Origin of the sequence: Ruminococcus sp. CAG:57, assembly GCF_000435935.1 — a bacterium.
GTDB lineage: Bacteria > Bacillota > Clostridia > Oscillospirales > Ruminococcaceae > Hominimerdicola > Hominimerdicola aceti.
Genome location: NZ_FR890758.1, coordinates 15,473 through 29,344 on the forward strand (window position 1 = coordinate 15,473; position 13,872 = coordinate 29,344).

Below are 13,872 nucleotides of genomic sequence, written 5' to 3' on the forward strand. Positions count from 1 at the left end.
CCCCATTATTCGGCATGAACATCACGTGTAAGATAGTCCAGCGTAACGTTCAGCCATTTGGCTATCTGTAGAAGTACCGACGCTGGCATATCGTTTTTGTCCTGCCATTTGGACCATGTTCTGCGGTCTATTTCGATAGTCTTCGCAAGGTCCTGCTGGGTGAGATGTCTGCGTCTCAATTCACCATTGATGTTGTCAAATATCGTTGTCTTTTCAGCCATTTGTTACACCTCCGTTTTCATTTTGAATTTTCGTACTCGTTCTGAGTACATTATCATTATATACTCATTTTGGGCATTTGTCAACCCCAAATTGAGTACAAATATGTACAAATTTGAGATTATATTTTTGTACAAAATACTCATTTTGAAAATAATGCGCCCTATTTTCATTGACAAATTCCCATAATGGGTATATAATATATAGTAGGAGGTGATAAGAATGTTTGACAACCGCCTGAAAAAGCTGAGAATGGCGAAAAACCTCACACAAGAGGAAGTTGCAAAAGCCTTAGGCTTGCCGAAAACAACTTACTGCAACTACGAACGTGATGAGAGAGAGCCGTCAGCAATGACACTTTTGAAGATCTCAGCATACTTTGGCGTGTCCCTCGATTATCTTTGCGGAAACGAGGGCGAAAAAAATTCCCCGCCACCACAAAGTGACGAGGAAGCCAAGATTATCGACGCATTAAAGGTTCTTGAAGATAGCGAAATCAAAGACCTTGACAAATATGTCGATTTTCTCCTATTCAAGAGAGGGCTGCTTTAAGCAGCTCTTTTCTTTTTCTGCTCTTATTTTTTCCCACAATTCGGGGTGCTGTAGTATGTAAATCTTGTGGGCTAGTCTTTTTTCAAATTCTGTTCGTTCTTCTTTCGTCATTATTTTCTCCTCCTATGATTTATAGAACGTATGTTCGATAAGCCTATTATATACCATGTAATCACGGCTGTCAATACCCTTTTTATGTACTGTCCGAAAAATCGGACTAGAATAAAAAGACGTCAAAAAGTATTGCAAAATATGCGTTAAAATGCTATAATATACATGAAACACACATATATAGGCTATGTGTAAATCATAGCATTTTTATGACATAAAATGCAAGCGTGTTTATAATATCGAACATTATTTGTTGAAACTGAACAAATCGTCAAGCCCACATTTTAGCGATTTTGCCAATAAAACAGCCGTTGAAATGCGTGGGTCAACGTTATAGTGTTCTATTTGGTCTATTTCAGAAAAGCTAACGCCTGAAATTTCGGACAGTTGGCGCAGTGTCAGACGTTGTGTGCGACGTATATCACGCAGATGTGTTTCGTATATCACATATATCACCTCTGTGGCTAGTGTGCCCACAGGAGCCGTGATTATCAGAAAAGGGGTAGAAAACATGGGATTACGTTTTAGAAAATCAATTAAACTTGGCGGCGGTGCGAGATTAAACATCGGCAAGAAATCTGTCGGTATGAGTGTCGGTGGAAAGGGCGCACGATACAGTGTCAACAGTTCAGGGCGACGCACAAAGTCTGTCGGTATACCAGGCACAGGGCTGTCATATGTATCAACGTCTGGCGGCAGGAAGTCGTCAAGCCGTAGGTCTCACGGCCGTAAGACGAGTGGCACGTCAAAGGGCGGTTGCCTGATGATGATAGTTGCGTTCTGCACTATATCGGTCATAGTCTACGGAATAGCGCACCTGTTCGGCTATAGGCGGCCGACAAAGGTTGAATGGACTAATGACAACTATTCTATCGCACTGAATGACTATAATCGTGACTATAGCCACATAATCTATTTGCGAATCACAGGTGAAACCGATGCAGAGGACGTTGACCCGAAAGATATCAAAATTAAAATCAGCAATCCTGACGTTTGTCAGTTAGAATATGATGATAGCGGTGCATATGTCACCTATGACGTGAAACCCATAAAGGACGGTTTTGCAGACGTGACCGCCACATATGACGGTGTGACATCTGACCCTATAACAATCACTGTGGACATGGGCGAAAAAGTCACTACTACCACCACAACAACAACTACCACCACCACCGCAGAGCCTGAAACCACCACCGGAGCAATCCCTGTGGCAACCACCGCACAGGATCCAGCCGAAACGATAGTATATATCACGGCTTCGGGCGACAAGTATCACAACAAATCATGCAGATACTATGATGATACCTGCACGCCAATGACCCTGCAGGACGCACAGAACGCAGGCTACAAGCCTTGCAAGGTGTGTGGCGGATAAACAATACCACAATAAAAAATGCCCCCACAGAGCGACCTGTGAGGGCGTGTACGGCCAGACCAAGCAAGAGATGATACTATAGTAGGAAGTACCCTATTATTTTATCATAAATTGAAAACATTGTCAAGATAATAGGAGGAATTTACATGGCAACAGCGAAGAAATTACCGAGCGGAAATTATAGAGTAAGGGCATATGACAAAGCAACGGGGAAGTACAAGTCATTTACTGCCAAAACTAAAAAAGAAGCCGAGTTAATGGCGGCTGAGTGGCTGAACGAAAAAGTGCATACTGATAATGAAATGACACTATGGCAGGCGGCCGAAAACTATATAAACAAAAAAAGCCCAGTGCTATCACCGACAACGGGGCAGGGTTATCTATCTATACTAAAAAATCACGGACAGCAGTTCGAAAACGTGCTGATAAGCAATATCACACCACAAATGGTGCAAGACTGGGTGAATGAATTGGCTGCCCGAAGGTCACCAAAAACAGTTGCAAATGTATATGGTTTTTTCAAATCGGTACTAAAATATAACAATATCAATATCAATTTTAGCCAAATCAGTTTGCCCAAAAAGGTAAAAAAATTCAAGGCCATGCCGCCTGCTGATGTGGTAGTTAATGCGTTCAGGGGGTCAGATATTGAAATCCCTGTTCTACTTGGCGTGTGGGGCGGTCTGAGAATGTCAGAAATTCACGGCATACGTCGCAAAGATATTGTCGGGGATATCCTGACTATATCGCAGGTGCGTGTTACTGTCAACCGCCAAATCGTCACGAAGAGCGAAGCAAAGAGTTATGAAAGCAATCGACAGATACGTCTAGGCAAACCGCTGGTTGATCTGATAGACGCATTAGATCTAGCCCCTGACGATTATGTGGTGACATACACCACGAAACAGATTTACAATCGGTTTGTAAAAAAAATGCACCCGTTAGGGTATGAAATATCATTTCACGATTTACGTCATATCAGTGCCAGCGTTATGGCAACACTGAAAATTCCTGATATATACGCTATGGAACGTGGCGGCTGGAGCAATACCTACACGCTAAAATCCGTATATCAGCAGACGTTCCACGAAGACCGCATGAGGGTTGATAAAATCATTGATGATTATTTCACCAATATATATGACACGAAATGTGACACAGATAAAACAAAATAGCGTAAAATAGGCAATCCAAGGCTATCTGCAATGGGTTCAAGTCCCGTCACCTCGACCAGTCACTCGCCGTGACGGGCATTGTCCGTCATGGCTTTTTTTATTATCAGAACTTAACGCCGCAGGGGGAGTTTTTGTATTACCTAAAAAAGTAGGGTTATGCTTTGAGAAACCGAAAAGCGTAACTATTTTTTTGTATGTTCCACATAGCAAAAGTGCCTTATGACTAGCATTAAGGCACTTTATCGATTCAATCTTTCCCCAACCTCTCCGAAATCTCCAACACAAGCTTCTGATCCTTCTCAGAAAGCCTCGATACGCTGTCCACGATCTTCTGTGTGAGAGCTGGATTATTGCTGCCATCGTCGAAAAACTGCTGATGATAAAGATATAGAGCAGATAAAACGAACCATGCTTGAACGTGTCGAAAGTATCGAGCCTAGAATAAGAGATTATGCAGAAGAATGGCATATCAACATATTCAGACAAAAAGATCTCCGTTGGAGATATAAGAAAAACTCAGCTTATCACTACATATGGTATTGGCGCTATAGTTGACTTTAAGAACGATACTGTTGTTATCGCTTCTACAGACGATTGGGACTATTCCCCTAATGACGCTGATGAGGTAGAAAATCGAAAAATATTCAGCTTTTTAAGGAGCTTCATCAGCTTTTTGGCTTCTTCTTTTGTGATATGAGTTGTTACATCTTTAGATATCTCGCCGTCTTTATCCAACAGCTTTATGCTGCTAAGCGTTTGTAGATATCCGCACCATATTGCATACAGTGCTCTGATTTTCACTTGTCTTACTTCTTCTTTCCAAAAAAACAAATCAAACAGAATATCCACCACGTCTTTTACAAGAATGAATATCACCGCCGCCTCCTGTCCCCCAAGAGAGCGGCGGTATCTACACTACGCTACTTTTCAGTAAGATATTCATTTCTGTCAAACAACTGCTCAATTGAAAGATTTTTAAACCTCGGAATGTTGTATCCAAACGGCGAGTTGAGAGCCTTTACAAAGTCTTTCGTATAGCCGTGATTTTTTAAAAGATCGTCCTCATACTTTATTTTCTCTTCTTGCTTTGTGTCATCTCCCCTTTTCGTGATACAACGCTGCATAACATAATGATAAATGGAGAAGTAAGAATCCACTGTACGAATATCTCCTATGTATTCTTTCAGTTCACGAACTACAGTAAGATGAGCAATACAGTTGCGGTATTTTCTTGTCATGCTGCTGTCTGCATTATTGATATCAACTTCAACGCACTTGCGCAGCCGCTTGTTCTTTTTCAAGAACAAATTCGACGACTCATTACGATCATCACAAAGTTCACAAAGCGTCTGTGAAAGTATCCTGTAGTCATTTTTCAAGTTCTTTGAAGCCAACTCAGGAATTATCTCCTTATACAGCCCAAAATCACGTTCAAGGCAGTGTATCGCAATAACATACCTTGCATTGACATTCACAAGATTTTTCACCAGCAGATACATGACCGTAAGATAAAGCCCGATAACAGCCTTTGCCCTCTCCTTAGCCACGTTTTCTCTGCCCTTTGCCTGCTGTTTCACATTTTTGAAATCATCAAAGCTGATGTTCTTTATCATTCTCGCAAGCTCACTGCGCTTTGCTTCCAAAGAACTATTCATGTCAGGAAACTCCACACAACTCTTGTAATAACGCTCTATCTGCGTGTCAGGGATACCCCCAAGAACAAACATGACAACTTTCTCATCCTTAGCCACTTCTCTTATCTTCTGAGCGTTCGCATACTTGATAAGGTATACAAACCGAGAGGACTCGATAACATTGTTTGTTATAAAATTTCTCAGACCATGTATGCCCTTGCCTTTTTCTTTAAGTTTTAGAATCTCGCTTATCCTATCGTCCGTGATATTGTCGTCTATACCGAGTATAGTCAGTGCGTCACGGAACATCGTAAGCTTCGCTGAAGCCGCAGGCTTTCTCATGGAAGCAATGTTCTTTACGATAAAAAGCTCGTTGGTTATCCTCTGGCTGTCATTGAACAGCTTGTAGCCCGCCGTAAGCTCACACTCAACATCAACAGCAGAGCTTTTCATTATCTTCAAAAACTCCTTGATGTTATCAAACTTGCTGATAAGCGTTGTAAGAAGATCGTTTATCTCCTTGCCGTCAAGAAAATATGTGAGCATATATATCATTTTGGAGAAATACAAAAGGTCAGACGCATTCTTCTTTTCACTGTCAAGAATTTTCTCATCAAAATCCATGTCAGCCTTGCCAAGCTCCTTGATAACGTCACCGTTCATGTGGTCGGCGATATTTTCAAAATCATTCCTGAATTTGCCCCAAAGCTTTGCCGCTTCATCAGCATATATCCCCTCTTTTTCATCATCGGTCATTGAAAAACGCAGTTTACGCACAAGAGCTTCGCCTGCGGCAACGTCATTTCTGTAGTAGTTGCAGAAAAGCAGGAAATCCATAAGCTTGTACATCTTTGAGCGCACAGAGTCATATTGCTTGTCCTTAAATCTGAAACCGTATTCCTCCAGCATTTTCTCACGAAGCTTTTTGATAGAAAAGCCGAGATTTTTCTGAGATTTAAGCACAATGAAATCGTAATAAAGGCGTATGATATCATCAGCCTCATAGCCTTTCATCATATCAATAAGCAGGCTGATATTGACCTTGTTACCCTCGATAAAGTCCTTGTTTATGGACTTTAAACGCTCCTCAACAAGATAGTCAAGAGTATCTCTGTATTCGGGATCAATATTGTTAATAAAACTGTAAAGGTCAAATCTTTTTGCACCCGATTTATCATGAAAAACACACTGTCTTATCTGCCCCACAATTGCAAGCATATGATAAACACGCTTTTTGTATGCTTCCGAAGCTCTTGTGTCTTTTGTCTTTGGCTCTTCAAGGCCGAAATAGCCAAGGCGCTTAGTTTTCAGCAAGTCATTAAACTTGCTAAGGCTTTTCTTGATATTACCCTTTACCTTATCGGAAAGATTGCTTTTGTCAGGGTGAGTAAAAACTTCATAAGTATTTCTTGCAGAAAGATACCCCATAAAATCATCATAACTTTCAGAATCCTTTATACCAAGCATATTGTTCAGCGCATAAACGATATTCGTTACATACACCGCAAGTATCTTTTCGATATCCAGAATGTTGTAAATAAGCTGGATATGTATATTATCATCAAAAGTTTTGCCGAAAAAGCGCTTTTCAAGCTCCGATTTAAGCCCCAGCATATCCCCTCTTACAGGCGAGCTTTCACCGCTTCTGTGAGTAGGGTTTGAAGTATTTATCTCCACTCCGCTCCCAAAGCCATGCTTGCTTGAAAAAGTGATGTTTACCTCGTTTACATCACCAAGCTCGATATTGCTGTTGTCCTTTGAAGAAAGCTGAGTTTTGTTGTAGTCATTATTGTCCACCTCATATTCAAGCACAGCAGAATTGCCCTTGCCGAAAGAGGTTATGTACATTTTATTTTCGCTGACAAGAATAGACTTCATTCCTGCCGCCTTTACGGAGGATTTTTTCTTCTCTGCCACAGGTGCAATGACCTCTGCAGCAGGCATGGCAGCGATCGCAGGAGCAGCGTTATTATTTATCTCAGCCGCTTTGAGCTGTCTGGCTTTTTTCTGAGCCTCACGCAGCTCTCTAGGCTTCATTTTATTCTTTTTTGCCATAAATATTACTCCTTATATTAGTTATCCCTTAGCGCATTGAGCGTTAAGGGATTTTTTTATTTGTTGGTTTTGATGTTAAACTTTGCCAGCTAGTGCAAATTTGCACCAGTGTAGTAGCTATACTTATGCGGTGTATAAAGGCTCTCAGTTTTAGACTAGCGCAAATTCGCACTAGTGTAGTAGCCCCAATCGGCACATACAAGGTAATCGAGGAGTTTTAGACTAGTGCAAATTTGCACCAGTGTAGTAGCGAAATGACAGCAATCGAAAAGTTGAACAGGTTTTAGACTAGTGCAAATTCGCACTAGTGTAGTAGGTCAAAGTTGACAAAATAATCAACGATATTCTGTAATAAAACACCAAACTTATCTTATCAGCGCTTTAATACATAAATATTATACCATTTTCAGACACAAATGTCAATAGAAAGTGGCTGTTTTACATAAAGCATTTTCATCACCTCCCGTCTGTCGTTATTTCATCTCATTCCCCAATCTCCTTGACAGCTGCGATAGCGCAGTCAAGTACAGCTACAATGATAGCCGTAAGGATCGTCTTTCCCATTTTTATCACCTCCTGTCCTTTGTTCTGTATACATTATACCACCTTATCATCGTCAACAAAAGTGTAATTTTCAAAAATTTTTTTATCTATGTTTTTGCACATTTATCACGTTTTTACGGCATTTATGTCACAATTTCAGCAAAATAATTTTCTATGATATTGACAAAAAGTACATTTGTGATATAATGGATACAAGAGGTGATAAAAATGCTCATACCCCCAAGCACATTTCTGCCCAAGCGTGACAAAAACGTACCATATATCGCAGAGGTGCAATCCATACCCCTCTCACCCTCTGCATATTCCGTCATTATCAAGGACAAGTCCATATTTGAAACAAGCCTTTCCCCTAACGGCAGCGTATCAATGTCCTCATTTCTCACAAGTATATTTGATTCAGCATATATCGCATCATTAAAATACAAGAGTGACGATAACTATAAATATATTGGTATCCCACTTCTGAACGCATTCGTAGAATGGCAGATCGAGGAGATCGATGACAGCCTTGATGATAAAAGCAAGGAGATAATAAAAAGCTATCTTATCTCAAAGCTCTCTGCAAAATACGAAAAGACCAAGACCGAAAATGCAGTGCGAGTAAGGCTCAGCATATGCCGTGACCTTTACGATACACTGAGCAGTGATGACCTTTATTATGAAAACAAGGTGTACAGCTTGACCCTAAGAAGATTTCTGAAAGCCGTGTATGAGGACTATGCCCTGCTGTCAGATTGCGAACGTGAAAGGCTCATTTTCGCCGACAATATCATAAAAATAAATGAAGTCATCAAACAAAACGGCAGCAGATATTACAGCTTCATTTACGCATATTCTAATATGTACAGCCGTGAAAAGCGCCGCATAAGGCTTATCCCCTACCGTATCGTCAGCGACGAATATAAGATGTATAATTATCTTGTCTGCCTGTCCGACGAAAAAAGCGCAGGCAAAGAGTTCAAAGCCGACAGCTATCGCATAAGCAGATTGAGCGGACTAAGCATCGCAGAAAAGCTCAGCCAAAAGGAATACTCCTCCGTCACCGAATACGAACGGCTGAAAGAGGGTCACGTCAAGTCCGTGAAGCACCTACTCAGCGACCCACGTTTTGGCAGTGATGAGAGCGATATCTCCAAAGTGTACCTCACCGAAAAAGGCGTTGAAATGTTCGGCAAAATACTCTATCAGCGCCCCATACTGAAAGGCAATGAAAAGCCCAAGCCCAACACTGTCAACGAGTTCATCTCCCCGCCTATCCAAGTCAAATACTATTTCAATAAGTTCGGCAAAGACGGCGTTATCCTATCCCCAAGCGACTCGTTTGAAGAAATGAGAACGCTGTATGTCGAGGGGGCAGAGGCGTATAACCGAGAAGTTGAGATGTGAGAATATAAATGAAAATTATAGCAAAAAAACACCCCTATACAGAAATATACTCATGATATCATAAATAGTCAGGCTCATGAGAAGAGTGAATATATGAAATTTATCTTTGTAAAATAAACCGACCCCATTCGCTAGACTTTTTGACCTAGCAAATGGGGTCGGTTCAAATATCAATATCATTAACTAAAAAAATCAAGACATAAACGCAAGCATAATATGCGGATCACTTTACTTTTCTGCCGTAAACCTTGCCCACTCATATTCAGCCGTCAGCGGAACTGTGCCGTCAAAGGCTTTCAGCCAGCTGTCAACTCCAATGCCATTCCACGCATTCATCATTATTTTACCAGGCGTAACAGGCAGATTTTCAGTAGCCTTGTATGCTTCTTTTCCGTCAACATACCAAGTTATGCCGTCCTCTTTCCACTCAAATGCGTAAGTGTGAAAATCCTCAGAAGCGTCAAATCCAAGATCATACATATATTCGTGCTTGCCAACACCATTGGTGTAGTAATTGAACTGCACCTTTGTTGTGTCCTTGCCAAGGACTTCAACATCTATTTCGTCCCAAGGATTATCCTCCGATGGACCTGTGTATGTAAAGAACGATGATACAACGCCGTCATTCTTTATGGCTTTCATCGATACCTCATAAAGTCCATAGCCATAATTTTCCTTTGAACGATACTCGCCGCCTCTGTACGCTTCGGAATCGCCCATACTGTCAATGGTAAGCTGCATTTTTCCGTCATTGAAAGTTACGTTATCCTCGCTCCACGAGCAGTTGAACGGATCACCATTTGACCAGCCTGCTGAAATGGAAAAATCATTTGACGCACCCTTGCTGAAATCTGCCTCAACCGTGTATGGAGAATTGCTTTCCGTTTCCGCCTTGCTGCTGACATCTTGCGAAGAACTGCTGTCAGATGAAGCACCGCAGCCACCCATAGACATAACTATCATTGTGAGAATCGACATAGCCAAAACTTTTTTCATTTTTCATTACCTCCGAATAAATATCAGAATTTTATCTTCTATAAGTATTATAAATCAACAAATGTGATATTTATATCAGAAAAGTAATGCAAATATCAGATTATTAACATCAACTTATATTTTCGATCTGCTTGTGCTATGCTTGTTCCAGTTTGCACGGAAAAACTGATCTCTATACTGTTTCGGTGTAAGTCCTGTCTGTTTCTTAAAGCAGGCAATAAAATGGCTGTGCGAGCTGAAAGCAAGATAATTGGCTATATCAAGCGGACTATATTCAGAATATCTCAGCATATTTTCAGCCGCTTGTATCCTTTTTGACATAATGAAATCAGAGATCTTTACGCCAACTTCCTCTCTGAAAAGCTTTGAAAGATACTGAGGCGTTATGTTCAGTTCATCAGCTATCTGATTGACGGTCACGCCCTTGTAAATATTATCGAAAATGCAGTCAAAGCACATAAGGATATGCTTCGAGTAAACGTTCTGTGACGCAGCCTTTTTCATTTGCTTTGTATAATAAACGATGACTTCTTTGTGTACAGCCATAACGCTTTCTTCATTGCGGCACTCATCACATTTATTAATGTATATATCGCTTATGGTATACGCAGTTTCAGGGTCAAGTCCACCCTCGATGCAAAACCTGCACAGCATAGCTATGGTTATGACAAGATGATACTTGATGTTTCTAAGGTCGTCTTTGCTGAGTCTGCCCTTTCCGTTTGTATCCAGCGACGTATACAAACGTTTGACCGTTTCAAGGTCGCCCTCCCGCACCGCAGAATAGAATTCCAGTTCCGTTTCATATGGTGAATGATGATAGTCATTTTCCTTTTGCATAAACTGCCGCTTAGACAATTCTCTGTTTATTTCCATAGCTTTCACCCCCTGCTTTTTAGCTTATTATATCATATTTACAGACACAAGTAAAGCCTCATATTTATAGAAAAAGGACGGCAAATCACCCTGCCGCCCTTTTTTCTGATAATTAGATATTATTTAGCCTCTTTCATTGAAGTCATAGCCTCGTCGATAAGATAATCTATAGCCTTTTCATTTTCCTGAACGACCTGTGACCAGCTCTTTGACTCCTGCGGATTCATTGTTCCTCTTATTGCAGTATCGCAAATAGAGTTAAGGTCGGCAGATACGCCCTGTTCAAAGTCAAATACAGGATTCTGTGCAGACAGATCATAGATAGTTTCTCTCATTTCAAGCATCTCATCTGTCCAGCCGTAATCGTCCTTGTACTGATCAAGGGTTATCTGATGTGCAGCCTCGTCAAGCTCTGCATAACGGCAACATTCAAGGAAAGCTGCCACGCCCTCAGGATTTTGTGCGTTTTTTACAATGCTAAAGCCGTGTACTCTTGAAGGGATATACTGTTTATCGCTATCAGCTGAGCAAGGAACAGGAACGAACATTACCTCTCCCTTTGATACATCGCCGTAGTTTACAGTTGTTGACGGAGCATTCTCAAGCGCCCAAAGTCCGATAGGATAGAAAAGCGTCAGACCTGTTGCCATTCCGCTTCCCTCTGCATCGCCTCTGAGTTTCCAGTTGTTCTCGTGCTTTGGATAAACAACATTGTTCTTCTGCAGCTCATACATCATATTCTGAGCCTTTGCTATCATAGGATCAGAAATATTATTTACAAGCTTGCCGTCTGTGATACCGATGAGCGGCACACCTGAAGACTGCTGCAAAGCCTTTTCATAATACCAACCGTCGAGAGCGTATTTATCGCTTTCAGCGTCAGTAAAATCAAGACACATTTCTGTGAATGTATCCCAGTTCCACTTGCCTTCTTTGAAAAGCTCAGCAGGATCGTCATATCCGTTATCTTCCATTGTCTGCTTGTTGTATACAAAAACATATGCAGGGTCTGTTCTGATAACGCTCACATAATGCTTATCGCCAAGCATAAACTGATCTGTCGCACCCTTTATGTCTGTCCAAAGAGGCTTTGAAAGATCGATATAATCGTCGATAGGCTCTATCATTGACTTTATAGCACCCTTAGGGAAAACGTCCATATCATCAGCACCGATGAAATCAGGTGAATCATTTGACATTACAAGTGCCGCAAGATCGTCAAACTTAGTTTCCCAAGTGGTCTGCACCCAGTTTATCTTACCATTATACTTTGTCTTGAACAAAGCAAGGTCAGCGCCTATCTCCTTGTCCTCTGCCTCAGTAGGGTTGATATCCCAATGTGAAAACCACTTTATTTCGTTGCTCTTGAGATCTCTCACATCTTTCATATCATCAGCAAGTCTTTGAACTATCTGCTGCTGATCTTCCTTAAGTTTTTTGTCAACGACCTTGCTTGATGAATCACTTGAACTTCCGCAAGATGCAAATGCTGAAAGCGAGCAAACCGCAAGGGCAAATGTCAAAACTCTTTTTGCATTATTCATAGCCATACCTCCAAATATTACTTTCTTCTCTTTGCAACGATCACTGCTGTGCCTGCAAGAGCGATAACTGCAAGTGCTCCGCCAACAGCCGCACCTGTTTCTGCTGCCTTAGATGTATCGTCAGATGCTTTTGAAGATGTAGCCGCTGTTGCAGAAGTCTTGCCTGCATCCGCCTTAGATGAAGAAGCGTCTTTCTTTGACGTATCAGCCTTTGAGCTTGAAGCATCAGACTTTGAATCTGCCTTTGAAGCATCTGTTTTTGAATCTCCGCCCTCGGCAGATGCAACACCGAAATCAAGCGTCATTGAAAGTGTGCCGCCGTTGAAAGCGCCTTCCTTCTCCCAGCCTGCGACCTCAGGACAAGCCTTCTTTGTTACCTCGCCTGTTTCATCATTGACCTCGTCAGTTGGTCTGATATGTATTCTTATTCCACCCTCTGGGTCCTCGTCCAATGAAGTGATAGAATTAAGCGAATCAAAAACCGTTGTTGTGCCGTCCTCGGCAACGAACTTTGCGTCAGATATCTTAACGTCCACAGGATAAACACCATCAGGAAGATTAGCCACCATAACGCCCATATCTCCAAGAGTTCCCTTGCCTGACATTGTCTTGTCGGTGATAACTTTGCTTATCTTATATTCAACAGTTATCTTGCCAGCATCATCAATGCCTACCCAGTCGCCCTGATTCCAGGTCCAGTCCTGACCCATATAAAAGCCCATTGCTCCGATAGAGTAATATGAGTCATTCATTTTTGAGTCCTCCTCTGACGGGTGAACAACATCGCCAAGCTTTGCTGCCGAAACAGAAACTGACATCATTGTTGCTGCAAGAACCGCTGCTGAAAGACCTGCTACAAATTTCTTGATCTTCATAACCTTTTCCTCCTATTTTTCAATAAAATTTTTCGCTAAAAGCAATTTATTTTGTTGTTTCTGTATATATTATAACTATGTAATCGTTTTGTTTATATCAAAAACGTAACATAAATATCATAAAAGTGTTTAATATCGAATTTATGAAAGATTATAAATATATGAAAACAGACCCACTTGATATTCAAGCAGGTCTGTTTATTCGGAAGTTATTATAAGAAAGTGACTATGAATTAATATGTTTATATTATACGCTTTGTTTCAAAACTATTATATCAATATTCAATTATTTATATCAAATAATTATCGTAAATAGAATTTTATGAGCAAACATCAATTTATGAAACTAAGCATAAAAAAACAAGCTCGGCAAACGTGACCGAGCTTGTCCAAAAATGGAGTTATATTAAGAAATGATCTATTAAAGATACTTTACCAGTTCATCAAGAACGCTGTCAAGATGTCCGTCAATAAAGCCATAGTCAACACCCTTGTATGACCAAGCCGCTC

The 13,872-nt window shown here is 41.0% G+C and carries 13 protein-coding genes; 5 read left to right on the forward strand and 8 right to left on the reverse strand.

Annotated features, from left to right (window positions below; all coding sequences use genetic code 11):
* Positions 1 to 5 precede the first annotated feature (5 nt).
* Entirely contained in the window at positions 6 to 221 is a 216-nt protein-coding gene (locus QVO88_RS08345; RefSeq protein WP_022288038.1) for a helix-turn-helix domain-containing protein, read from the reverse strand.
* A 220-nt stretch (positions 222 to 441) separates the two neighbouring features.
* Between QVO88_RS08345 and QVO88_RS08350 the strand changes: the two genes are divergently transcribed.
* Positions 442 to 771, forward strand: a complete 330-nt coding sequence (locus QVO88_RS08350) for a helix-turn-helix domain-containing protein (protein ID WP_022288039.1) — start codon at positions 442 to 444, stop codon at positions 769 to 771.
* On the opposite strand, the gene QVO88_RS08355 is transcribed toward QVO88_RS08350, so the two are convergent.
* Together QVO88_RS08355 and QVO88_RS12360 are read right to left on the reverse strand one after the other, a co-directional pair.
* A complete protein-coding gene (locus QVO88_RS08355) occupies positions 748 to 882 on the reverse strand; it encodes a hypothetical protein (protein ID WP_022288040.1) in 135 nt (44 codons plus the stop codon). The genes QVO88_RS08350 and QVO88_RS08355 overlap by 24 nt on opposite strands.
* A gap of 246 nt (positions 883 to 1,128) precedes the next feature.
* Positions 1,129 to 1,449 (reverse strand): helix-turn-helix domain-containing protein, encoded by a 321-nt coding sequence (locus QVO88_RS12360; RefSeq protein ID WP_369678569.1) that lies wholly within the window; start codon positions 1,447 to 1,449, stop codon positions 1,129 to 1,131.
* Here QVO88_RS12360 and QVO88_RS08360 point away from each other — a divergent pair.
* The 3 genes from QVO88_RS08360 to QVO88_RS08370 all read left to right on the forward strand — a co-directional run bounded on the left by QVO88_RS08360 (position 1,394) and on the right by QVO88_RS08370 (position 4,129).
* Positions 1,394 to 2,257: a DUF4236 domain-containing protein gene (locus QVO88_RS08360; protein WP_022288041.1), complete on the forward strand. Its 864-nt coding sequence runs from the start codon at positions 1,394 to 1,396 to the stop codon at positions 2,255 to 2,257. The two genes, QVO88_RS12360 and QVO88_RS08360, sit on opposite strands and share 56 nt — an antisense overlap.
* Positions 2,258 to 2,403: 146 nt before the next feature.
* The gene (xerC, locus tag QVO88_RS08365) at positions 2,404 to 3,432 is read left to right on the forward strand and encodes a tyrosine recombinase XerC (protein WP_022288042.1); all 1,029 of its coding nucleotides are present in this window, start codon (positions 2,404 to 2,406) and stop codon (positions 3,430 to 3,432) included.
* A 451-nt stretch (positions 3,433 to 3,883) separates the two neighbouring features.
* On the forward strand, positions 3,884 to 4,129 hold the full coding sequence (locus tag QVO88_RS08370; RefSeq protein ID WP_022288043.1) for a hypothetical protein: 246 nt from the start codon (positions 3,884 to 3,886) through the stop codon (positions 4,127 to 4,129).
* Positions 4,130 to 4,352: 223 nt separating this feature from the next.
* On the opposite strand, the gene cas13d is transcribed toward QVO88_RS08370, so the two are convergent.
* Positions 4,353 to 7,121, reverse strand: a complete 2,769-nt coding sequence (cas13d, locus tag QVO88_RS08375) for a type VI-D CRISPR-associated RNA-guided ribonuclease Cas13d (protein WP_022288045.1) — start codon at positions 7,119 to 7,121, stop codon at positions 4,353 to 4,355.
* A gap of 771 nt (positions 7,122 to 7,892) precedes the next feature.
* On the opposite strand from cas13d, the gene QVO88_RS08380 reads away from it, so the two are divergent.
* Positions 7,893 to 9,071 carry a hypothetical protein gene (locus tag QVO88_RS08380; RefSeq protein ID WP_022288046.1) on the forward strand — a complete coding sequence of 393 codons (1,179 nt, stop codon included), beginning with the start codon at positions 7,893 to 7,895 and terminating at the stop codon, positions 9,069 to 9,071.
* A gap of 228 nt (positions 9,072 to 9,299) precedes the next feature.
* Here QVO88_RS08380 and QVO88_RS08385 read toward each other — a convergent pair whose 3' ends face one another.
* The 4 genes from QVO88_RS08385 to QVO88_RS08400 all read right to left on the reverse strand — a co-directional run bounded on the left by QVO88_RS08385 (position 9,300) and on the right by QVO88_RS08400 (position 13,362).
* Entirely contained in the window at positions 9,300 to 10,067 is a 768-nt protein-coding gene (locus QVO88_RS08385; protein ID WP_022288047.1) for a glycoside hydrolase family 16 protein, read from the reverse strand.
* Between the two features lie 114 nt (positions 10,068 to 10,181).
* Positions 10,182 to 10,943 (reverse strand): helix-turn-helix domain-containing protein, encoded by a 762-nt coding sequence (locus tag QVO88_RS08390; protein ID WP_022288048.1) that lies wholly within the window; start codon positions 10,941 to 10,943, stop codon positions 10,182 to 10,184.
* 119 nt (positions 10,944 to 11,062) lie between these two features.
* Complete coding sequence (locus tag QVO88_RS08395) at positions 11,063 to 12,487, reverse strand: ABC transporter substrate-binding protein (protein ID WP_022288049.1); 1,425 nt, start codon at positions 12,485 to 12,487, stop codon at positions 11,063 to 11,065.
* A 17-nt stretch (positions 12,488 to 12,504) separates the two neighbouring features.
* Positions 12,505 to 13,362, reverse strand: a complete 858-nt coding sequence (locus QVO88_RS08400; protein WP_022288050.1) for a hypothetical protein — start codon at positions 13,360 to 13,362, stop codon at positions 12,505 to 12,507.
* Between the last annotated feature and the right edge of the window lie 510 nt (positions 13,363 to 13,872).